Annotated in this window: 17 protein-coding genes and 1 pseudogene; 2 read left to right on the top strand and 16 right to left on the bottom strand. The window is 70.2% G+C overall.

Features of this window, described 5'->3' with window-relative positions; all coding sequences use genetic code 11:
- Positions 1–83: 83 nt before the first annotated feature.
- The 14 genes and pseudogenes from ACIA8X_RS19540 to ACIA8X_RS19475 form a co-directional block, all read right to left on the bottom strand.
- A complete protein-coding gene (locus tag ACIA8X_RS19540) occupies positions 84–1,442 on the bottom strand; it encodes an ABC transporter substrate-binding protein (protein WP_399458735.1) in 1,359 nt (452 codons plus the stop codon).
- Positions 1,443–1,490: 48 nt separating this feature from the next.
- Positions 1,491–1,718, bottom strand: coding sequence for a hypothetical protein (locus tag ACIA8X_RS19535; RefSeq protein WP_393442963.1), 228 nt, complete (start codon positions 1,716–1,718; stop codon positions 1,491–1,493).
- A 305-nt stretch (positions 1,719–2,023) separates the two neighbouring features.
- Positions 2,024–3,472, bottom strand: a pseudogene (locus tag ACIA8X_RS19530) (pectinesterase family protein); the annotation flags it as partial.
- A gap of 33 nt (positions 3,473–3,505) precedes the next feature.
- The gene (locus ACIA8X_RS19525; RefSeq protein ID WP_399458734.1) at positions 3,506–5,014 is read right to left on the bottom strand and encodes a family 43 glycosylhydrolase; all 1,509 of its coding nucleotides are present in this window, start codon (positions 5,012–5,014) and stop codon (positions 3,506–3,508) included.
- A complete protein-coding gene (locus ACIA8X_RS19520) occupies positions 5,011–5,856 on the bottom strand; it encodes a PmoA family protein (protein ID WP_393442959.1) in 846 nt (281 codons plus the stop codon). The genes ACIA8X_RS19525 and ACIA8X_RS19520 overlap by 4 nt, the downstream gene beginning before the upstream one ends.
- Positions 5,856–7,025, bottom strand: a complete 1,170-nt coding sequence (locus ACIA8X_RS19515; protein ID WP_393442957.1) for a Gfo/Idh/MocA family protein — start codon at positions 7,023–7,025, stop codon at positions 5,856–5,858. The genes ACIA8X_RS19520 and ACIA8X_RS19515 overlap by 1 nt, the downstream gene beginning before the upstream one ends.
- Positions 7,022–8,317 (bottom strand): polysaccharide lyase family 1 protein, encoded by a 1,296-nt coding sequence (locus tag ACIA8X_RS19510; RefSeq protein ID WP_399458733.1) that lies wholly within the window; start codon positions 8,315–8,317, stop codon positions 7,022–7,024. The genes ACIA8X_RS19515 and ACIA8X_RS19510 overlap by 4 nt, the downstream gene beginning before the upstream one ends.
- A gap of 20 nt (positions 8,318–8,337) precedes the next feature.
- Positions 8,338–9,234 (bottom strand): carbohydrate ABC transporter permease, encoded by an 897-nt coding sequence (locus tag ACIA8X_RS19505; RefSeq protein ID WP_399458732.1) that lies wholly within the window; start codon positions 9,232–9,234, stop codon positions 8,338–8,340.
- Entirely contained in the window at positions 9,231–10,166 is a 936-nt protein-coding gene (locus tag ACIA8X_RS19500) for a carbohydrate ABC transporter permease (protein WP_393442951.1), read from the bottom strand. The genes ACIA8X_RS19505 and ACIA8X_RS19500 overlap by 4 nt, the downstream gene beginning before the upstream one ends.
- Positions 10,167–10,247: 81 nt before the next feature.
- Positions 10,248–11,978: an L-arabinonate dehydratase gene (gene araD, locus ACIA8X_RS19495; protein ID WP_393442949.1), complete on the bottom strand. Its 1,731-nt coding sequence runs from the start codon at positions 11,976–11,978 to the stop codon at positions 10,248–10,250.
- Positions 11,975–12,904: a dihydrodipicolinate synthase family protein gene (locus ACIA8X_RS19490; RefSeq protein WP_393442947.1), complete on the bottom strand. Its 930-nt coding sequence runs from the start codon at positions 12,902–12,904 to the stop codon at positions 11,975–11,977. Before ACIA8X_RS19490 ends, araD begins: the two co-directional genes overlap by 4 nt.
- Entirely contained in the window at positions 12,901–13,569 is a 669-nt protein-coding gene (locus ACIA8X_RS19485) for a GntR family transcriptional regulator (RefSeq protein ID WP_393442945.1), read from the bottom strand. The genes ACIA8X_RS19490 and ACIA8X_RS19485 overlap by 4 nt, the downstream gene beginning before the upstream one ends.
- Positions 13,570–13,797: 228 nt before the next feature.
- Positions 13,798–14,388 (bottom strand): TIGR03086 family metal-binding protein, encoded by a 591-nt coding sequence (locus tag ACIA8X_RS19480; RefSeq protein ID WP_393442943.1) that lies wholly within the window; start codon positions 14,386–14,388, stop codon positions 13,798–13,800.
- Between the two features lie 135 nt (positions 14,389–14,523).
- Positions 14,524–14,676, bottom strand: coding sequence for a hypothetical protein (locus tag ACIA8X_RS19475; protein ID WP_393442941.1), 153 nt, complete (start codon positions 14,674–14,676; stop codon positions 14,524–14,526).
- Positions 14,677–14,968: 292 nt separating this feature from the next.
- Between ACIA8X_RS19475 and rph the strand changes: the two genes are divergently transcribed.
- Positions 14,969–17,584 (top strand): rifamycin-inactivating phosphotransferase, encoded by a 2,616-nt coding sequence (gene rph, locus ACIA8X_RS19470; protein WP_393443271.1) that lies wholly within the window; start codon positions 14,969–14,971, stop codon positions 17,582–17,584.
- Positions 17,585–17,672: 88 nt separating this feature from the next.
- Entirely contained in the window at positions 17,673–18,905 is a 1,233-nt protein-coding gene (locus tag ACIA8X_RS19465; RefSeq protein WP_399458730.1) for an MFS transporter, read from the top strand.
- Here the strand turns inward: ACIA8X_RS19465 and ACIA8X_RS19460 are convergent.
- Positions 18,842–20,005, bottom strand: a complete 1,164-nt coding sequence (locus ACIA8X_RS19460; protein ID WP_399458729.1) for a hypothetical protein — start codon at positions 20,003–20,005, stop codon at positions 18,842–18,844. The genes ACIA8X_RS19465 and ACIA8X_RS19460 overlap by 64 nt on opposite strands.
- Positions 20,002–20,967, bottom strand: a complete 966-nt coding sequence (locus ACIA8X_RS19455; RefSeq protein ID WP_393442936.1) for a 5-dehydro-4-deoxyglucarate dehydratase — start codon at positions 20,965–20,967, stop codon at positions 20,002–20,004. Before ACIA8X_RS19455 ends, ACIA8X_RS19460 begins: the two co-directional genes overlap by 4 nt.
- Positions 20,968–21,160 lie beyond the last annotated feature (193 nt).

Raw genomic sequence — 21,160 nt, 5'->3', positions numbered from 1 at the left:
GCGCACCCCCCTAGGGGCGCGGGGAACTGCGCGACCAGCCACAAACAACCCGCAGCCGGCCACGCAGCAAAGCGACCGAGCTCTCAGCCGTTCCGTTCCGTCCACTCGGCCTGAGCCTCATTCAGCTGACCGGCCATCGTGTCCAGAAACTCCTTCGCAGTCAGGTCCCCGTTCAGCACCTTCTGAAAGTTCGGCTCATTGTCAGCCTTCGAGATGGTGTTCCAGTCAGGCAGGTAATACGGCAACTGCACAATCGTCGTAGACCCGTCAGTCAACGCGGCGGCAGCCAACTTCGTAGGCTCGGCCTCAGAAATCCACGCGTCCTTCGCGGCGTCATTGTTCGACGGCACCTGCCCAGCCGTCTCATTGAACTTCGAGTTCTCCTCGTGCGAGGTCGCGAACTCGATGAACTTCCAGGCCGCTTCCTTGTTCTTGGAGCTCTTGAAGAGGCCCATCCCGTCAACGGGGTTGGACACCTGAACCCGCTTACCGGCGGAGCCGACCGGCTGGGGAATCCCCCGGAACTTGTCCGTCCCCAGCGCCTTCACATGGTCCTGGTACGACCCCAGGTTGTGGTTCAGCATTCCGATCGTGCCGGAATCCCACTGCGCGACCATCTTGGTGAAGTCGTTGTTGAGGTCGGCGGCCGGAGTGACCTTCTTGTACAGGGCCGCGTACTTCTCCAGCGCGGCCACGTTCTTCGGGTCGTTGACGGTCGTCTTCGCACCACTGGAGTCCCAGAAGGACGTGATCCCGGACTGCCCGTACATCGCGTCCAGCGCCTGCGCGATGGACCCGGAACCGCCACGGATGGTGTACCCGAACTCGTTCTTCCCGGCGTCGGTCAGCTTCTCCGCGGCCTCGTAGAACTTGTCCCAGGTCGTCGGCTCGTCCAGCCCGGCCTTCTTGAACAGGTCGGTCCGGTAGTACAGCACACCGTTGTTCGCGGAGGTCGGCACCGAGTACAGCTTGCCGTCACCACCGCCCGCGGCCTTCAGCGAAGCGACCATGTCCTCGTTGAGCTTGCCGCTCAGGGAGGACCCCGCGACCCGCTCGTCCAGCGGCTCCAGCGCGTTCTGCGCGGCGATCCCGGCGAGCATCGCCGCGCCGACACCGCCGACGTCCGGCAGGCCGCCGCCCTGGATGGCGGTGTCCACCTTGGACTGGTAGTCGGTGGACGGGATCCCGACGTACTCGACCTTGATGTCGGGGTTCGCCTTCTCGAAGTCGGCGATGATCTCCTTCCAGATGTCGGTGCGGACACCGCCGTTGTTGTCCCAGAAGACGATCTTCCCCTTGCCGCTGCCCTCGGCGCCCTTGTCGCCGCCCGTGCCGCTCCCGTCGTCGCCGCAGGCGGTGGCGGTCAGGGCGAGCACGGCGCTCAGGGCGACGGCGGCCGACGTGCGGCGCCCGCCTCTGCTCCTGCGATTGCTGATCTTCATTGGTCGGCTCTCTCTTCTGGATCAGACGGAGATATGAAGTTGTGGGGGTCAGTGGTTGGCGTACGGCTTCCAGCCGTCGGCGCCCTTCAGGTAGGCGGCTACGGTGTGCGCCCGCGCCGTCTCCTCACTCATCTGCGGCCGGTCCGCGGTCACGGCGGCCCCCGGCCCGTGGTTCCGGTACTCCGCGAACCGCGCGTCCTGCCACGGGAACCCGCTCATGTCGGTCCACGGCGATGCCTTGATCGCGGTGGCCAGCCACGTGTAGCGGATCGGCACCTGTGCGACGGCGTTCGGCCGCCCGCGAGGAAACACTGGGTAGTCAATCCGGTACAGTTGGCAACGCCCGTCAGCGATAGCCAAGTTGGCGGGCATTCCGCCGGGCTGGTGGATGTGGCCTGTGGAGCGAACGTAAGACCGTTGGGCGGCACACCGTCCCTTGCACGTACGTGGACGGCAGGACGCTGTGAAGCAGGAAGCCGAGTCAGCGATGACTGGAGCCTCGTCTCCGACGAGGCCAGGCCAACAGGGTGTCCTGGTTGCACCTACCCACTGGCCATGGGGGCGCCTCATCGGGGCGCCCCCATGGCCAGCGCCTGCGCACCGTTCAGCTCGTGCGCGGCCTCGTCGAAGTCGTTGCTGAAGGTGAGGTTGCGGGCGGTGACGTCGTGCGCGGCGATCCGGACGGTCGCGCTCCCCGTCGAACCCCCGTACGCGGCAGGGGTGTCGAAGACGATGACGGTGTCGGACCGATTCCGCCCCGTCCCCTCCAGCACGATGTTCGCCTTGCTCACGGGGATGAACACCTTCTCGCGATACGTCCCCGGCGCCACGGCGATCGTGACCCGCCCGGCGTTCCCGTCCGGCACCGCGTCCACGGCGGCCTGCACCGTCGGGTACTCCCCCGGCACGCTCAGCGTCACCGAGTCCCCGATCCGCTTCTGCGGCCCGGAGAACCGCGTCACCAGCGCCGGAACGGCGGCCGCCGGGTCGAGCCGGTAGTCGTAGAACGCCCGCGGATCGAAGGCGGCACCCCACTCGTCCCGCCGCCCGCTGACGTTCTTCAGGATCGACCCGCGCTCCACCAACTCGGCCGTCGCATCGGACTGATAGGGATGCTGGACCCCGTCGTAGTAACTGTTCTCGATGACCATCCGCGTCTTGCCGCGCGACCAGTTCCCGTACGTCCACGTCGGGTCGCCGTCGGCCACCTGTGCCGACAGGTAGTTGTTGTACAGGTGCGCGTAGGCGCAGTTGTCGGCGGACGGATTGCGCTGCTTGGTGCCCGTGAACCAGTTGTGGTCGACGGTGATCTGGGTCTGGACGTTGGTGGTCCAGCCGATCCCGAACGCCTTGTTGTGGTTGCTGAACTGGTTGTAGGAGACGGTGATGTACTGGCTGTCCTTGCGGATGTCGAGCAGCCCGTCGCCCATGTGCGTGAAGCGGTTGTGGTCGATCCACACGTGGTCGACGGTGTCCATCTGGATCGCGTCGAAGTCGGTCGTCTTGCCGTCCCAGTCGCCCTCGACGTAGGAGTCACGGATCGTCAGGTTGCGGATGATGACGTTGCTCGTGCCGGGGTTGAGGTGCAGCTCGCCGTGCACGATCTCGCCGGTGTCGCCGACGCCGACGAGGGTCTTGTTCGACCCCACCACGATGTCCGAGCCGAAGGGCTCGACGTCGATCGCCCCCGACACCCGGATGATGTACGGCTCCTCGGCCGCCGCGTACTTGGCGAGCGAGGACTGGTCCGTGACCGTCACGACCTTGCCGCCCGCCCCGCCGGTGGTGCCCCCGGCGAGGGAGGCGAAGCCGTGCGGCCGGTCGCTCCAGCGGTCGACGGAGGCCGAGGAGGCCGAGGAGGCCGAGGAGGCCGAGGAGGCCGAAGTCGTCGTAGGACTCGCGGCCTTCGCCTCCCCGATCGCGCCGAGGCTCAGCGCGGCGACGAGGCCGAGCACGGCGGCCAGGACCTTGCCGTGCCCCGTCGCCGGGCACGGTCTGTGCAAGCGCTTGCTATCAAGGTGCTGCGTCATTGCGGCTCCCAACAGGCTTACGGGTCAGGTGCGTTACAGGGGATCGATCCTGAAGTGCGAGAAGGTTGCCGCGCCGGCGTGTCCGGTTCCGGCGGGCGCGAGGGCGAACAGGCCGAGCAGGGCACCGACCCAGCGCCAGGGCGTGGCGGCGAACACGGGCCCCGAGGCACGAAGGCCGTCGCCGACGTCGTAGAAGAACCGGCAGCGCGCCCCCGCCCCGATCTCGATCCGCAGCCGCACCCGCCCCTCCGGCGCGAGCCGCGCGTGTTCGGCGTCCCGTTCCCTCTCCGCGACCGCCTCCGCAAACCGGTGCACGACATGCACCGCCCCGTCCGTGCCCCGCTGGAGCCCGATCCAGCCGAACGCGTCCCCGAGCACCGCGAGCCCCGCCCGCGCCCCCGGCTCCACGCTCTCCAGCCGGAGCCCGACCTCGACCGCGCAGGGCGTGCCGGGCAGCCGCTGGGTGAGGACGTGCGGGAGTTTGCGCAGGTCGTGACCGTCGGCCGAGCGGACGCAGGCCAGTTTCAGGCCGTCGCCGGAGTGCTGGGTGGCCCAGCCGTCCTGCGGGTTGGCGGTCCACGACCACTGGCGGCCGAAGCGTCCGCCGGGGAAGTCGTCGTCGGTGGCGGGCGCGGCGGGCGGCTGCGCCGGCAGGTCGGGGGTGCGGTGTACGGCGACGGGCGCGCCGTCGTCGCCGAGCACCGGCCAGCCGTCGGTGCCCCAGCGCATCGGCTGGAGGTGGACGACCCTGCCGTACGCGCCTCGCTGCTGGAAGTGCAGGAACCAGTCCTCACCGGACGGGGTGCGCACCCAGCCGCCCTGGTGCGGTCCGTTGATGTCGGTGTCCTTCTGTTCGAGGACGATCTTCTCCTCGTACGGCCCGAAGAACTCGCGCGCGCGTAAGGCCCCCTGCCAGCCGGTCTCCACTCCCCCGGCGGGCGCGAGGATCCAGAACCAGCCGTCGTGCCGGTAGAGCTTGGGTCCTTCGAGGGTGAACCAGCCGGGGATCCGGTCGCCGTCGACGATCAGCTTGCCCTCGTCGAGGAGTTCGGTGCCGTCGGGGTGCATACGGTGGCCGGTGAGGCGGTTCTTGACGCCGGAGCGGGACTTGGCCCAGGCGTGCACGAGGTAGGCCTCGCCGGTCTCGTCGTCCCAGAGGGGGCAGGGGTCGATCAGGCCCTTGCCCGCCTTGACCAGGTGCGGTGTGGTCCAAGGGCCGCGGATCTCGGGGGCGTTGACCTGGAAGATGCCCTGGTCGGGGTCGCCCCAGAAGATCCAGAAGCGGTCGTCGTGGTGGCGCAGGGACGGGGCCCAGACTCCGCAGTCGTGGCGGGGGGTGGCGAACTCCTGCGCCGGTTCCAGGTGGTCGACGGCATGGCCGACGAGGGTCCAGTTGACCAGGTCGCGGGAGTGCAGCAGGGGCAGGCCCGGGGCTCGGCCGAAGCTGGAGGCGGTGAGGTAGAAGTCGTCGCCGACGCGGACGACGTCGGGGTCGGACCAGTCGGCGTTCAGGACGGGATTGGTGTACGTCCGGGTCGTCACTGGCTCACCGCCTTGCGGACCAGGGCCGCCACCTCAAGACGGGGAAGCCGTCCGTCGGCGACGACGGTGACGATCCGCCGTACGACGGTCTCGCCCGGCGGAATCGGCAGCCGCTCCTCGGAGGCCAGTGAGGAGCCGACGCCCGGATACTCCTCGGTGCGCACGAACCACGGGTCCCGCCGGGTCTCCTCGGTGGCCCCTGCGAAGACGAGCGTCCAGGTGTCGCCCGTCAGGGCGACCCAGTCGGCGCGGGTGCCGTGGATGGCGGCCTCGCCCTCGCGGTCGACGGTGAACACCTGCGGCGGCTCCTGCTCCTTGCGGGCCCGCCAGAAGAAGCCGCCGTACGCCGCGCCGGGCCGTCCGTTGGTGGCCGGGCTGCCGATCGACAGCGCGCCGGAGGTGACGTTGGTGAGGGAGAAGGTGAAGTCCAACGCCCAGGCGGACTGGGTGAGTTCGGTGGCCGCGACCGTACGGCGCTCGCGCAGCAGCTCGGCCCCGGAGGCCACCCAGCGCAGTTCCTCGACGAAGCCGTCGGGGTCGCGGAGCTGGAAGGCGGTGTGCCGCTGGGCGCCGTGGTTGTCGAGTTCGGTCGGGCCCTGGTCGCGGACGTAGGTGCGTCCGCCCCAGAAGTTGGACCCCTCGACGTCGGGAACGGCGACACCGACGCCGAGGTGGTGTGAGTGGTCGGCCGGGCTGAGCTCGGTGACCGCCGTGCCGGCCAGGGTGGTGACGGGGTGCAGATACGGGCGCGGGGAGAGCCGGGCCGGGAGTTCGGGCCGGGTGACGTACCGGCCGACCGGCCGGCCCGCGACGCGCAGCACCGGGGTGTCGTGGGGGGGCATCAGGTGCTCACCTCATTCGTTCGTGCCGGGGGCACCCAGGGGGCGCCCAGCTCGGAGTAGAGGGCGAGGGTGTCGGCGGCGGCGGCGACCAGGCCGTCGATGCCGGGCACGACCCGGCGCTGCTCGTCGGGGAGCAGCTGCCAGGCCCCGTCGGGCAGCGGGGCCGGGTCGGGGGCCAGTCGAATCGCTTCAACGACCTTCATGAAGGCGCCGGTCGCATCGGGTGTGACCAGCAGGTCCGTGCCGTCGGTGAGGTGCTCGACGAGGTTCTCCAGCAGGTCGGTGCGGCCGTAATCGAACTCCTCGGGGCCACGGTTCGCGCGCTGGAGCAGGACGCGGTCCTGCTTGTACCAGAAGGTGATCCGGCCCTGTTCGCCGTGGACGACGACGTACGGATCGTCGGGGTCCTCGGCGCACAGGGTCGCGCCGACGACGACCGGGCGGCCCTGCGTGGTGGTGACGCGGACGCAGGAGGTGTCGTCGGACTCGATGTCGTTGGCGCGCAGCAGCTCGGTCTCGATGCCGGTGACGTCGTCGGCCAGCACGGTGTCGCCCAGGGCGAGCGCGGTGGCGACGGCGTGCGCGAGCGGGTTGGTGAGCACCCCGTCGATGACGTCGACGCCGTTCAGCCTGCGCCTGCCGGCCCAGGGGGCCCGCCGGTAGTACGCCTCGGGACGCGCCCAGGCACCGGCCCCGCCGATGCCGACGATCTCGCCGATCGCCCCCTCGGCCATGAGCGTCCGGATGGCGGGCACCGCGTGCGAGCCCAGCGACTGGAAGCCGATCTGACAGGCGACCCCGGCCTCGGCGACCCCGTCGGCCATGCGACGGAACTCGGCGTACGACGGGGCGGGCGGCTTCTCCAGCAGGATGTGCACGCCCCTGCGCGCGGCCGTGAGCGCCAGGTCGGTGTGGGTCGGGATCGGCGTGCAGATCACCGCGATCCTCGCGCCGGTGGAGTCGAGGAGGGCACCGAAGTCGGCGGACTGTTCGGGCGCGCCGGAGGGCAGGACGAGCCCCTCGGGAAGCTCCTCCTCTCCCAGCGGGGTCAGCTCGCAGATCCCCGCCAGCCGCACGATCCCCTTGTCCTGGAGCCGGCGGATGTTGTCGAGGTGCCAGCGGCCGTGGCCGCGCGCGCCGGCCAGCACGATGGGTAGGGCAGTGCTCATGGGATCCTCCCTGCGCCCGCGCCGCGTGCGACCGCTCGGTCGGCCGCCTCGGCGCTGTCGATCTTTGTGTGCAGGGTAGGTGTCCAGCCGACGTCGGCCGTGAGATCGCGCTCGCTGCCGGAGTTGTAGGCGTTGTAGATGGCGAGCAGGTCGACCGGGAAGCCGTTGAAGAGGGTGCCGGACTGGTGGAGGGCGCTGCCGTTCCAGCTCTTGACCAGGTCGGCGACCTCTACGTGGCCGGGGGTGTGGAAGGCGTTGTTCTCGGCGTAGACGGCGGACTCGGTCGAAACGCCGAGCGAGTACCGGTAGTCGTGGGCGTCGGCCGGGACGACGTACCGGTTGTTGTAGAGGTGCACCTGCCCGAAGCGGACGCGGGGCGCGCGCTGGACGACGGACTCGAACTCGTTGTGGTGCAGGGTGACGCGGAGCCTGCCGCGGTCGCCGGTGGCCGTGTCGCCGTTGCCGATGAGGATCGCCTTGTCGTGGTCGGCGAACCGGCTCCAGGAGACGGTGACCAGGTCGGAGGCGTTGGTGATGTCGAGCAGGCCGTCGTGGCGGAGGTAGTTGCGGCCGAAGTACGTGGGCTCCCGCTCGTCCAAGTGCCCCTTGTCGCTGAGGGTCACATGGTCGATCCACACATGGGTGGCGCCGCGCAGCCATATGTTGTCGTACGCCGTCTTCCAGTCGCCGAGGCCGCCTGTGTTGGGCTGCCACACAGGGAAGCAGTCGTAGGCGTCGCGCAGTTCGAGGTTGCGGACGATGACGTTGTGCGCGTCCTTGAGCTGGAGGCTGGCGCCCTTGAGTACGGCGCTGTCGCCGAGCCCGACGAGGGTGGTGTTGGAGCCGACGGCCAGCTCGACCCGCTCGGCCTGCCTCGCCGCCGAGGCCTGCCGGGCCTCCTCCTGCGGGCCGCTGGGCTTGGCGGAGCCCCAGGTGCGGGGGTCGTAGGCGGCCAGGTACTCCTTGGTGCCGTAGCCGTCGGTGGCGTAGTCGGCGCAGTCCAGGTGGTCGCCGTCGTCGTCGGTGTTGGCGTCGATGGTGCCGGCGACCTTGATGATCTTCGGGGTCGCGCTGCCGCCGTCGAGGGCACGGACCAGCTCACTCCGGTTGCGCACGGTGAAGACGTGGGCGTCGTCGGCGGTGGAACCCCCCGTGGTACCACCGTCGGCCGCGGCCCAGCCGTCGTTCGGGGCGAGGGTGTCGCGGCTGATGTCGCGGGCGTCTTCTGCGTGGGCGGGGACGCAGAGGAGTCCCAACAGCGTGGTCAGCACTGCTGTCTGACGGAGCCTCATGCCAGCCCTCGGACGGAGTCTCACCCCTTCACCGCCCCCGCGCTGAAGCCCGTGATCAGCCACTTCTGGATGAAGGCGAACACGATCACCACGGGTACGGCCGCGATGATGCCGCCCGCGGCCAGCGCGCCCAGGTCGACGCTGTCCGCGCCCATCAGGGTGTTGAGGCCGACCGGGATGGTCTGCTTCTCCTGGTTGTTGAGGAACATCAGGGCGAACAGGAAGTGGTTCCAGGAGTGCACGAAGGCGAAGGAGCCGACGGCGATCAGACCGGGCCGCAGCAGCGGCAGCACGATGATCCGGAAGGCCGTGAACCGGTTGCAGCCGTCGACCCAGGCCGCCTCCTCCAGTGAGTACGGCACGTTCTTGATGAAGTTGCTGATCAGGATCATCGACAGCGGCAGCTGGAACACCGTCTCCGCGATGATGACGCTGCCCAGCGAGTTGATCATCTGCAGCTCGGCGAAGATCTCGAACAGCGGCACCAGGAGCAGCGCGCCCGGCACGAACTGGGAGCAGAGCAGGGCGAGCATGAACGCCCGCTTGATCTTGAAGTTGAAGCGCGCGAGGGCGTAGCCGCCGGCCAGGGCGACGAGCGTGGTCATCAGCAGGGTGACGAGGCCGACGAGCACGCTGTTCTGGAAGTAGGTGCCGAAGCTCCGCTCCGTCCAGACCTTCTCGAAGTGGTCGAAGGTCATCGGCCAGGGCACGAGCGAGGTCGAGCCCGGCGGGCGCAGGGAGAACAGCAGGATCCAGTAGAACGGGATCAGCGTGAAGACGAGGTAGATCGACAGCGGGAGGTAGATCTGCCAGCGCGGGACCTCGTCATAGGCGCGGTGCTTCTTCCTCGGACGGGGCGGTTCGGAGGCGGCGCGCACGGGTGCGGGCGCGGCCTTGGTGGCTTCCTTCACGCTCACTTGTCCTCACCTCCGAACTTGCTCAGCCGCAGATAGACCATCGAGCAGAAGAGCAGGATCACGAACGCGACCGTGGTCAGGGCGGACGCGTAGCCGAAGTTGTGGGCGTCGACGCTGGTGTTGGCGATGTAGAGCGGGAGGGTCGTGGTGACTCCCGCCGGGCCGCCGCCGGTCAGCGTGTAGAGCAGGTCGACGTTGTTGAACTCCCACACCGCTCGCAGCAGCGTGGACAGGACGATGGCGTCCTTGAGGTGGGGCAGGGTGATGTGCCAGAACTGCTTGATCCGGCTGGCCCCGTCGACCTCGGCGGCCTCGTACAGGTCCTTCGAGACGGACTGGAGGTCGGCGAGGATGAGGATCGCGAAGAAGGGCACGCCGCGCCACAGATCGGCGACGATCGCCGCCGGGAACACGGTCGAGGTGTCCGACAGCCAGCTGGTGCCGTAGGAACCGATGCCGACGTCCGCGAGGTAACGGGTGATGCCCGTCTGGGAGTTGTAGAGCAGCACCCAGATCGCCGAGGTCAGCACACCGGAGACGGCCCACGGGGAGAACACGAGCGCACGGCCCATGGCCCGCCCCACGAACGTCTGGTTGACGATCAGCGCGAGCGCGAGCCCGAACATCAGCTGGAGTCCGACCTCGACGAACACCCACTTGGCGCTGAAGACCAGCGTGTCCCAGAACAGCGGGTCGTCGGTGAAGGCGTGGACGAAGTTGTCGAAGCCCGCGAAGCCGTTCCGCCACGGCTTGGTCGGGTTGTACTCCTGCAGGCTGTAGTAGAAGACGCTGATCACCGGGTAGGCGATGAAGCCCAGCATGAGCAGGGCGGCGGGGGCGATCAGCAGATACGGGAGCCGGCGCGGCGTGGCGGAGGCACGGCGTCGCCGGGGTGGCGCGGGCGGTTTCGCCACGGCTGCGGCTTGGGCCATGACTGTTCTCCGTTCTCGGTGAAGCGCTTTCCGATCATCGTTCGGGATTTCGGCCACACAAGGGCGTGGGTCAGGGGTGGTTCAGCCCGCGTAGGGGTCGTGCACCTTGCCCGGCCGGGCGAGAAACTCGAAGTCGCAGCCGGTGTCGGCCTGGGTGATCTGTTCGTTGTAGAGCGCGCCGTACCCGCGCTCGTACCGTGCGGGCGGCGGCGTCCACTCCGCCCTGCGCCGCGCCAACTCCTCGCCGTCCACGTTGAGTTGAAGAGTCCGCGCCCCGACGTCCAGGGTGATCAGGTCCCCGGTGCGGACCAGGGCGAGCGGGCCGCCGACGTACGACTCCGGCGCCACGTGCAGCACGCACGCGCCGTAGCTCGTGCCGCTCATCCGGGCGTCGGAGATCCGGACCATGTCCCGCACACCTTGCTTGAGCAGGTGGTCGGGGATGGGGAGCATGCCGTACTCGGGCATGCCCGGCCCGCCCTTGGGTCCCGCGTTGCGCAGCACCAGCACGCTGTCGGCGGTGATGTTCAGCGACGGGTCGTTGATGGTCCGCTGCATGGTCTTGTAGTCGTCGAAGACGACCGCGGGACCGGTGTGCGCGAGCAGGTGCCGCTCGGCGGAGATGTGCTTGATGACGGCACCGTCCGGGCAGAGGTTGCCGCGCAGGACGGCGACTCCCCCCTCGGCGGCGACCGGGTTCTCGCGGGTGCGGATGACGTCGTCGTTGTGGACGACGGCACCTTCGAGCTGCTCCCTCAGCGTGCCGCCCACGGTCGGCCGGTCCAGGTGGAGCAGGTCGGTGATCCGCGAGAGGAAGGCGGGCAGACCGCCGGCGAAGTAGAAGTCCTCCATGAGGTACGTCTGACCGCCGGGCCGCACGTTCGCCAGCACCGGGACGGTACGGGCGATGCGGTCGAAGTCGTCGAGGGTGAGCTTGTGCCCGGCGCGGCCCGCCATCGCGATGATGTGGATCACGGCATTGGTGGAGCCGCCGAGCCCGAGCACCGTGGTGACGGCGTCCTCGAAGGCCTCCCGGGTGAGGATCTCGGACGGCTTGAGCCCGGTCCACGCCAGCTCCACGCAGCGGCGTCCGGAGGCGGCGGCCATCCGCTCGTGCCCGGAGTCGACAGCCGGGATCGAGGAGGCGCCCGGCAGCGTCATGCCCAGTGCTTCCGCCGCCGCGGTCATCGTGGACGCGGTCCCCATGGTCATACAGTGACCGGGTGAACGCGCCAACCCGCCCTGCAGCTCCCGGAGTTCACAGTCCGTCAGGTTGCCCGCGCGGTGCTCGTCCCAGTACTTCCACATGTCGGTACCGGACCCGAGGGTCTCACCGCGCCAGTGCCCGGGCAGCATGGGCCCCGCGGGCACGAAGATCGACGGTACGTCTGCCGAGGTCGCGCCCATGAGCAGCGCCGGCGTCGACTTGTCGCAGCCCCCCAGCAGCACCGCCGCGTCGATCGGGTACGACCGCAGCAGTTCCTCCGTCTCCATCGCCAGCAGGTTGCGGTAGAGCATCGGGGTGGGCTTCTGGTACGTCTCCGAGACCGTGGCGACCGGGAACTCGAGCGGGAAGCCCCCGGCCTGCCACACCCCTCGCTTGACCGCCTCGGCGCGCTCGCGCAGATGGACGTGGCAGGGGTTGATGTCGGACCAGGTGTTGAGGACGGCGATCACCGGACGGCCCCGGTACTCCTCCGCCTCGTAACCCAGCTGGCGCATGCGGGCGTTGTGCGACCAGGTGCGCAGCTGGCCCTCGGTGCCGTACCACTGATGGCTTCTGAGTTCCTCGGGGCGCTTTCTGTCGGTCATATGGACCATCCGGCGGCTATCGCGGCGACCTCGGCGCGCTCGTCCTCGGGCAGCTGCCGGCTCGGCGGACGGACATCCCGGCGGCACAGGCCGAGGGAGGCGAGGGCCTCCTTGACGACGGTGACGTTGTTGGCGGAGCCATTGGCGGCGCGCAGCTCCTCGAAGCGGCGGATCTGCTCCCAGACCTTCATCGCACCCGGGTAGTCCCCGGATCGAAGCGCTTCGATCATGTTCATGGAGACGGCGGGGGCGACGTTCACGAGCCCCGAGGTGAAACCGGTGGCGCCCGCGGAGAAGTACGAGGGCGCGTACGGCTCGGCGAGCCCGGCGACCCAGACGAAGCGCTCCAGCCCCGCGTCACGGGCGAAGGCGGCGAACCTGGCGGCGTCCGGGACGGCGTACTTCACGCCGATGACGTTCGGGCAGTCGTCGGCGAGTTCGGCGAGGCGGGCGCCGCTGAGCTGGGCGCCTCGGATGTACGGCACGACGCCGAGCTCGGGTACGGCCGCGGCGATGGCGCGGTGGTAGTCGACCCAGCCGTTCTGCGAGACGTACGGGTGGACGGGCTGGTGGACCATCACCATCTGGGCGCCGAGCTCACGGGCGTGCCGGGCGGAGGCGATGGCGGTCGGTACGTCGTGGCCGACACCGACGAGGATGGCGGCGTCGCGGTCGCCGGCCTCCTCGACGGTCAACTCGGTGACGAGGCGGCGCTCTTCGGGGGTGAGGGCGTAGAACTCGCCGGTGTTCCCGTTCGGGGTCAGGGTCCTGATCCCCCCGTCGAGGAGACGACGCAGCAGGGCCCGGTGGGCGTCCTGGTCGACGCGGCCGTCCTCGGCGAAGGGGGTCACCGGGATCGCGACCACGTCGGCCAGGGCAGCCCGCTGGGCCTCGAACGTCGTTGTCGTGCCAGACCGTGTTGTCATGCCCGACCGTCCTCTCCCTGGGCCTCGACCTCCGCGTCGGGGAAGGCCCGCTGCACGAACGACGCGATGTGGGCGTACAGGGCGCGCGCGGCGCCGTCGGCGTCCCCGTCGAGTGCGAGCCGCAGGATCTCCCGGTGCTCGCCGGCCTCCCGCTCCCAGGAGGGCGAGGCCGCCCAGGCGACGGCGGAGACGAGGGCGGCCTGGTCGCGGACCTCGTCGAGCATCCGGCCGAGCAGCGGGTTGCCGCACGGCAGGTACAGGGCGCGGTGGAACTCCCGGTTGGCAAGGGACCGTTCGGCGGTGTCGGCGGCGTCGTCGGCCCGGGTCAGCGCGTCCCGGGCGGCATCGAGCGAAGCCCCGCGCCGCACGGCCCGCTTGAGCGCCTCGGGCTCCAGCAGCAACCGCACGTCGTAGACCTCACGCGCCATGTCCGCGTCCACCATCCGCACCGTGACGCCCTTGTACTGGCTCATCACGACCAGCCCGGTCCCGGCCAGCGTCTTGAGCGCCTCGCGCACCGGGGTCTTCGACACCCCGAACTGAGCGGCGAGCTCGGTCTCGACCAGCGCCTGACCGGGCGTCAACTGCCCTGTGAGGATGCGGCGTTTGATCTCCTCCAGCACGTACTGCGTGCGGGAGGGGATCGGCGTGGGCACAGAGGTCATGCGCGCCTCTCGGATCTTCGCGGGACGACGGGTCTCGCGTATGGGATCTCACATATCGCGTCTCATATATGACGTACGAAGTACGACGCGATGAAGGTAGGAGGGGGCGCATGTTTCGTCAATGCTTCTGACAAAGGAAGTTGGGGTTGCCGGTCGCGGTCGGACACACGGCGCCGCATCGGTGTGCCGGATCGGTGTGCCGCCGCAACTCCGCAAAGCCGTGGGCTTCTACGGCCGCTGCCAGCCCGGATCCCGCCCACTCAACCCCACCGCCCGGTCGAGCAGCGGCGCGTCGTCGGGCACCGGGACGACCGGGCCGAAGATGTCGCCTCGGTCGGGGTCGTCGGCGGCGGCCAGGAGGAAGTCGTGGCACGCCTGGAGCGCGGCGGGGTCAGGGGTGTACGGCTGGGCGGTCGCGCGGGCCAGGTCCCAGCCGTGGATGACGAGTTCGTCGATGGCGACGGCGCCGGCGATCGCGCCGGGGAGCTCCACGCCGCCCGCTCGCGTCATGCCGGTCCAGGCGGCCGGGGCGCGCCAGGCGTCGGTGAGTTCGTCGAGGACCTTGGGCAGGTCCTCGCGCCAGCCGGGGCCGATGTCCGGGACGGCGTCGGTCGGGCTGGTGTCGGTCGTGGCGCCCAGGTCCTTGTGGGCGGCGTCGCGGAAGGCGGCCGCCAGATGGATCAGGTGACCCAGTACGTTGCGCACCGCGTAGTCCGGGCACGGGGTCGCGTCCGCCAGCTGGTCGTCGGTCACCGCGGCGGCGAGGCGGGCGATGGTACGGGTCTGGGGGCCGAGGTCGAGGGTCGGGTCGGCGGTCATCGGCTGCTCCTCACGGTTCCGGGCGTCCTGCCCTGAACTGTGGACCGTCCCGCACCCGGAAACTCATCGCACCGCGGGCCCTCCGCCGGTCCCGGCTCTGTGCCGGTGACCGGCCTCAGTCCTGTGAGCGACCGCTCAGGACCGGTCATTCTCCGGCTGACGGACGGCATTCTCTTCCGTCTCGCCCGCCTCTGCGCGCTGCCTCTTCAGAAGGTTCTTCAGAGCGAGCTCCCGCGCCATCTTCTCCGAGTGCAGCCTCATCTCCGCTTCTTTGCGCAGTTCGAACACGATCGCCTCCTTCTTGCTTTACCTTTTCTTTGCTTGAAGGTTACAGCACGAGCAGGGCTCACGTCACGACCAAATTGCGGGCGCACACAGGCAGTTGGCCGAGTGTTCACCTTGTGCGAGGGACGCCTCTCAAAAGACAAGGGCAAGGAGAGAGATCTCCTTGCCCTTCTCAACGTATAGCGCGCCGGGGGGCTTGCCACAAGACCCCGGTCACGGCGCAGAATCGTCGACCGATGCCACGACCTGCGGAAACGGGGGCGGGAGGGCAGCCAGAGACGAGGACATGATCGCGATGATCGAGCAGTACGTGCGGGATCTGCAGGATGTCGACGAAACGCAGGTCGCGGTCGTCGGCGGCAAGGCCGCGCACCTGGGCGGGCTGTCACGGATCGAGGGCATCCGCGTGCCGGCCGGCTTCTGTGTGACGACGGACGCCTTCCGGCGGATCATGGCGGAAGCACCGTCGATCGACGATCTGCTCGATCAGCTGGCGCGCCTGGACCCGGACGACCGGGAGGCGATCCGCACGCTCAGCGCGCAGATCCGCCGGACCATCGAGGACATCGCCGTCCCGGGCGATCTCGCGGCGGCGATCACCCGCGCGCTCGGCCGGCACGGCGAACAGGCCGCCTACGCCGTCCGGTCCAGCGCGACGGCGGAGGACCTGCCGACGGCCTCCTTCGCCGGCCAGCAGGACACGTACCTGAACGTCGTGGGGCCGGCGGCGATCCTCCGGCACGTCAGCCGCTGCTGGGCCTCGCTGTTCACCGAGCGGGCCGTGACCTACCGTCAGCGCAACGGCATCGACCACCGCATGGTCCACATGGCCGTGGTCGTGCAGCGGATGGTCTTCCCGCACGCGTCCGGCATCCTGTTCACGGCCGACCCCGTCACCGGCAACCGGACGGTCGCCACCGTGGACGCCGGCTTCGGCCTCGGCGAGGCCCTGGTCTCCGGCCTGGTGAACCCGGACGTCTTCAAGGTGCGACACGGCGAAGTCGTCGCCAAGGCGATCGCCGCCAAGGAGCGTGCCGTTCAGGCCCTGCCGGGCGGCGGTACGCGGGAAGTGGCGATCGACTCGCAGCGCCAGGAGCAGCCGGCGCTGACGGACGCGCAGGTCGTGCGGCTCGTGCAGCTCGGGCGGCGGATCGAAGCGAACTTCGGCCGCCCGCAGGACATCGAATGGTGCCTGGTCGACGACGGCTTCCGGATCGTGCAGAGCCGGCCGATCACGACGCTGTTCCCCATCCCCGAGAGCGGCGACCAGGAGAATCACGTCTACGTCTCCGTCGGCCACGGGCAGATGATGACCGACCCCATGAAGCCCCTGGGGCTCTCCATGTGGCAGCTCACGGCCATGGTGCCGATGCACGAGGCCGGCGGAAGGCTGTTCGTCGACGTCACCCCGCGCCTGGCCTCCCCCACGACCCGCGCCGGCCTCCTGGACGCCCTGGGGAAGGGCGATCCGCTGATCAGGGACGCTCTGGAGACCGTCCTCGACCGCGACGATTTCGTCCCGTCGCTCCCGGACGCGGCTCCCGTCACGCCACCGGCCGGCGGTGCGCCCGCCCCGATCGAGACCGATCCGGCCCTCGTCACCGAGCTGATCGAGCGCAGCCGGGCGTCCGTCGCCGCCCTGGAGCGCGACATCCGGACGAAGAGCGGACCGGAGCTGTTCGACTTCCTGCTGGAGGCCTTCGAGGAGCACAAGCGGGTCCTCGGTGATCCGCTGAGCATGCAGGCGATCATGGCGGGGATGGAGGCCACGTGGTGGCTGGGCGAGCGGCTGCTGGAGTGGCTGGGCGAGAAGAACGCGGCTGACACGCTGACGCTGTCCGCCCCCGACAACATCACGTCGGAGATGGGGCTGGCGCTGCTCGACGTCGCGGATGTGATCCGCCCGTATCCGGAGCTGGTGGCGTTCCTGAAGGGCGTCGAGCACATCGAGTACGCCGAGAACGCGGCCTTCCTCGACGAGCTGGCCAAGCTAGCGGGCGGGACCGCGGCGCGCGACGCCATCGAGGCCTACCTCGACCGGTACGGCGTGCGCTGCGTCGGCGAGATCGACATCACGAGGCCACGTTGGCGCGAGCGCCCCACCACGCTCGTGCCCGTGATCCTCGACAACGTCAGGAACTTCGAGCCGGGCGCCGCCGAGCGGCGCTTCGAGCAAGGGCGGCAGAAGGCGCGGGAGAAGGAACAGGACGTGCTGGAACGCTTGCGGGCCCTGCCGGACGGGGACCGGAAAGCCGACGAGACCAAGCGGATGATCGACCGGGTCCGCACTTTCATCGGGTACCGGGAGTACCCCAAGTACGGCATCATCAGCCGCTACTTCGTCTACAAGCGGGCCCTGCTGGAGGAGGCCGAGCGCCTCGTGCGGGCGGGCGTGCTTCCTGAGCGGGAGGACGTCTTCTACCTCACGTTCCAGGAGTTCCACGAGGCCGTGCGCTCGCACCAGGTGGATGACGGGCTCATCCAGCAGCGCAAGGAGGCGTTCCGGTCGTACCACGCGCTCACGCCGCCCCGGGTGCTCACCTCGGACGGTGAGGCCGTCACCGGGGCGTACCGGCGCGACGACGTGCCGGCCGGCGCCCTGATCGGCCTACCGGTTTCCGCCGGGACCGTCGAGGGACGGGCCCGCGTCATCCTCGACATGGCGGACGCCGATCTGGAAGCGGGCGACATCCTGGTCACGCCCTTCACGGACCCCAGCTGGTCACCGCTGTTCGTCGGAATCGCGGGCCTGGTGACGGAGGTGGGCGGCCTGATGACCCACGGCGCGGTGATCGCCCGGGAGTACGGCTTGCCGGCCGTCGTGGGCGTGGAGCAGGCCACCCGGCTGATCCGGGACGGGCAGCGGATCCGCGTGCACGGAACCGACGGGTACGTCGAGATCCTGCCTTGACCGTGAAGGCCCGAGGCGCCCGAGGCCCCCGAGGCTAAGGCACCTTCCCGATCCGCGCCTGCCCGCCTTAGAGCCACGATGGCCAGGCATGACGACGACTTCGACGACCTCGACCGTCCTGCGCGACCGCAACGCCCGCCTCTACCTCACCGGAGTCGTGATCTCCGGCTTCGGCACGTCGGCGTTGTGGCTGGCATCCGGCGTCTGGGTCAAGGACCTCACCGGGTCCGACGGCCTGGCCGCACTGTGCCTGCTCGCCATGTGGGCGCCCACCATGGCCGGCCCGCTGCTCGGCACACTCGCCGACCGCACCCGCCGCAAACCGCTGCTGATCGGCGTGAACCTCCTCCTGGCCGCCCTTCTGCTCACCCTCCTCACGGTCGACTCCCCGGACCGACTCTGGCTCCTGTACGCGGTCCTGTTCGTCTACGGCGCGGCAGGCGTCGTGCACGACGCGGCCGAGTCCGCCCTCGTCGCCGGCGCGATCCCCGCGCCCCTGCTCGGCGACTTCAACGGGCTGCGCATGACGGCCACCGAGGGCATGAAACTGCTCGCCCCGCTGGCCGGCGCGGGCGCCTACGCGGCGTACGGCGGGGCGAGTGTCGCCCTGCTCGACGCCCTGACGTTCGTGGTGGCGACCGGCCTGTACGCCGCTCTCCGGGTCCGGGAGAGCAGGCCCGGGCCGCCGAGCGGAGGCTGGCGGGCGCAGACCGCCGAGGGCGCCCGGTATCTCTGGTCGCACCCCCGGCTGCGCCCGCTCGTCCTGGCCGGCGGCACCACCATGCTGTGCGCCGGGCTCAGCGGGTCGATGCTCTACGCCGTCATAGACGGCCTCGGGCACGCTCCCGCGTACGCCGGTGTGCTGTACGCCGTCCAGGGCGCCGGTTCGGTGGCCATCGGGCTGCTCTCCGGCAGGGCCCTGGGCCGCCTCGGCGAACGCCGTTTCGCCGCGTACGGCATCGCGCTGACGGCCGTCGCCGCGGGGCTGAGGGCGATCCCGTCCGACGCCGTGGCCCTGGTCTGCAGCGCGGCGATCGGCGCGGGCCTGCCCTGCGTGCTGATCGCCGCGCTCACCGCCGTACAGCGCGAGACGCCGGACGCGCTGCTCGGCCGTACGGCCGCCACGGCGAACACACTCGTCTTCACGCCGAACGTCATCGGGCTGGCGGCGGGGGCGGCCCTGGTCGAACTGGTCGACGTACGGCCGCTGTTGGCGACCCTCGGCGTCGCGTGGCTGGTGACCGCCCTACCGCTGCTTCACAGCCCGGCGAGCTCCGCCCGCACCGCCTCCAAGTCGCCGTCCGACGCCAACCCCGCGTGATAGAGCCGGATTTCGGTCGCGCCCAGCTCACGCGCGCGTGCCGCGTCCGACGCCAGCGTGCCCGGGCTGCCGCCCATCCCGGAGACCACACCGAAGTTGGCGGCGATGACGGCGCCCTCGCGGCCCTGCTCGGCGAAGGGGGTCAGCAGACCGGGGCCGCCCGCGCAGGGCACCACCACGCCGTCCGCGACGGACAGGATGTGCGCGGGGTCGACGCCGGGGTTCGCGCCGACGTGGTAGGTCACCGGGTCGGCGTGCAACAGCACCTGGAAGCCGGCGGGGGCCGCCCCCCGGACGGCGGCGATGGCCGCCTCCTGGAGGGTACGGGCGGTTTCGTCGCGCCACGCGCGCGTGGCGGCAGCCGTCTCCGAGCCGAGCAGCTTCTCGACTCCCGCCCAGCCTCCGTCGTCCTGCACGCCCTGCCACAACGGCTCCAGCGCGGCGCGTACGGCGGCCGCCAGCTCGTCGGCGTCCAGACCCTGGGCGCCGTATCCCTCCCGGCAGGTGGGGCAGAAGCAGAGCGCCATCAGGTACATGCCGGCGTCCCCGAGCGGGACCCCGGCCGTCTTGTCGTGGGCGTGCAGGTGCTGGAGGCCGTACCAGCCGAGGGACTCCAGTTCGGTGCCGCGTGCCCCGGGGCGTACGGCGGCCTCGGCGGCCAGGTCGACGAGGTACGCGCGCGTGGCGGGCTGTGCGATGCAGGGGGCCCAGGGGTAGCGGTCGCCGTAGGCGTTGACGACCGAGGTGGCCGGGTGCTCGGCGCCGAGGCGGGAGTTGTGCGCGAGGACCACCCAGGTGTGGACTTCCAGGCCCGCGCTCGCGAGTGCGGTGGCCGCCTCGCCGTACGCGTCGCCGGGCGCCCAGTCCCCCGCCGGGTACGGGCGCAGCTCCCGGCCCGCCCAGCGGTCGTCCGTCGGGTAGAGCACGGCCGCGTGCTCGGCGGTGACGATGCGGTGGCGCGGGTGGCGGGGGGTGAGGGCGCGAGTGGAGTGGTAGGCGGCGGCGAGCGTGACCTGCCGCACGCCGAGGGCGGCGATCCTCTCGGGTGCCTCCGGGTCCCCGTTGACGTCCCAGGGGTAGACGAATGTCGACGCCTTCACTTGGTCTCCTCCGGGTCCTTCTCCGGGCCCTTCTCCAACAGCGCGTAGCCGCGCTCGATCAACTGGGCGAGCTGCTTGACATGATCCTCGCTCGGCTCGTGCAGCGGGGGCCGCACCTCCCCCACGTCCAGCCCGCGCAGCCGTACGCCGGCCTTGACCAGGGCGACGGCGTATCCGCGGCCCTGGGCGCGCAGTTCGACGAACGGGCGGTAGAAGCCGTCCAGGAGGCGTTCGACGGTCCTGTCGTCACCCGCTTCCAGCGCCCGGTAGAAGGCGAGGGCGATCTCCGGGGCGAAGCAGAACACGGCGGAGGAGTAGAGCGGGACGCCGATCGCGCGGTAGGCGAGCTGGGTCTGTTCGGCGGTCGGCAGGCCGTTGAAGTAGAGGAAGTCGCCGGGGGCCTCGGTGCGCACGGCGCTGACGATCCGCTGCATGAGGTCCAGGTCGCCCAGGCCGTCCTTGAGCCCGATGACGCCGTCCGTGCGGGCCAGTTCGACGACGGTGTCCGGGGTGAACACCGCGTTGTCTCGCTGGTAGACGATGACGGGGAGCGCGGTCGCGGCCGCGATCTCCCGGTAGTGCCGCAGCAGCCCCTCCTGTCCGGCGACGACGAGATACGGCGGCATGGCGAGCAGCCCGTCCGCGCCGGCGCTCTCGGCGAGCCGGGCGTACCGCACGGCGAGGGCGGTGCCGTATCCGGCGCCCGCGACGACCGGCACGCGTCCGTCCGCCGCCTCGACGGCCGCCCGCACACACGCCTCGTACTCCTCGGGGGCGAGTGCGTGGAACTCCCCGGTGCCGCAGCACGCGAACACGGCGGCGGCCCCGGCGTCGACGCCCCGGCGCACATGGGTGCGGTAGGTGTCGAGGTCGACCGATCCGTCGGGGCCGTAGGCGGTGACGGGGAAGAACAGCGGCCCGCTGGGGATGCCGAGTCGAGCGGCAAGGGGGGCAGGCGTCACGGGCTCTCCCTGGAACGAGACGGTTGGAACGAGACGGAACGAGACGGAAACCAGAAAGAGGTACAGGTTTCTGATCAGAGTTTACGTTTATGAACACGACCTGCACCACCCTTGACGAGGAAGGGCGGTGATCCTTAACTAGTCCATGAATGTGAATACCGTGCATACAGGCGGCCGACGCCCCCAAGGAGAC

Source organism: Streptomyces sp. NPDC051738 (assembly GCF_044453205.1).
Taxonomy (GTDB): domain Bacteria; phylum Actinomycetota; class Actinomycetes; order Streptomycetales; family Streptomycetaceae; genus Streptomyces.
Note: the sequence above shows the minus strand (reverse complement) of the source record. Positions and strands in the feature narration are given on the sequence as shown.

Bases quoted from the DNA above. Each gene is read 5' to 3' on its own strand.
- ACIA8X_RS19540 (WP_399458735.1), bottom strand. From the start codon at position 1,442: ATGAAGATCAGCAATCGCAGGAGCAGAGGCGGGCGCCGCACGTCGGCC.
- ACIA8X_RS19520 (WP_393442959.1), bottom strand. From the start codon at position 5,856: ATGCCCCCCCACGACACCCCGGTGCTGCGCGTCGCGGGCCGGCCGGTC.
- ACIA8X_RS19515 (WP_393442957.1), bottom strand. From the start codon at position 7,025: ATGAGCACTGCCCTACCCATCGTGCTGGCCGGCGCGCGCGGCCACGGC.
- ACIA8X_RS19510 (WP_399458733.1), bottom strand. From the start codon at position 8,317: ATGAGGCTCCGTCAGACAGCAGTGCTGACCACGCTGTTGGGACTCCTC.
- ACIA8X_RS19500 (WP_393442951.1), bottom strand. From the start codon at position 10,166: ATGGCCCAAGCCGCAGCCGTGGCGAAACCGCCCGCGCCACCCCGGCGA.
- araD (WP_393442949.1), bottom strand. From the start codon at position 11,978: ATGACCGACAGAAAGCGCCCCGAGGAACTCAGAAGCCATCAGTGGTAC.
- ACIA8X_RS19490 (WP_393442947.1), bottom strand. From the start codon at position 12,904: ATGACAACACGGTCTGGCACGACAACGACGTTCGAGGCCCAGCGGGCT.
- ACIA8X_RS19485 (WP_393442945.1), bottom strand. From the start codon at position 13,569: ATGACCTCTGTGCCCACGCCGATCCCCTCCCGCACGCAGTACGTGCTG.
- ACIA8X_RS19480 (WP_393442943.1), bottom strand. From the start codon at position 14,388: ATGACCGCCGACCCGACCCTCGACCTCGGCCCCCAGACCCGTACCATC.
- rph (WP_393443271.1), top strand. From the start codon at position 14,969: ATGATCGAGCAGTACGTGCGGGATCTGCAGGATGTCGACGAAACGCAG.
- ACIA8X_RS19465 (WP_399458730.1), top strand. From the start codon at position 17,673: ATGACGACGACTTCGACGACCTCGACCGTCCTGCGCGACCGCAACGCC.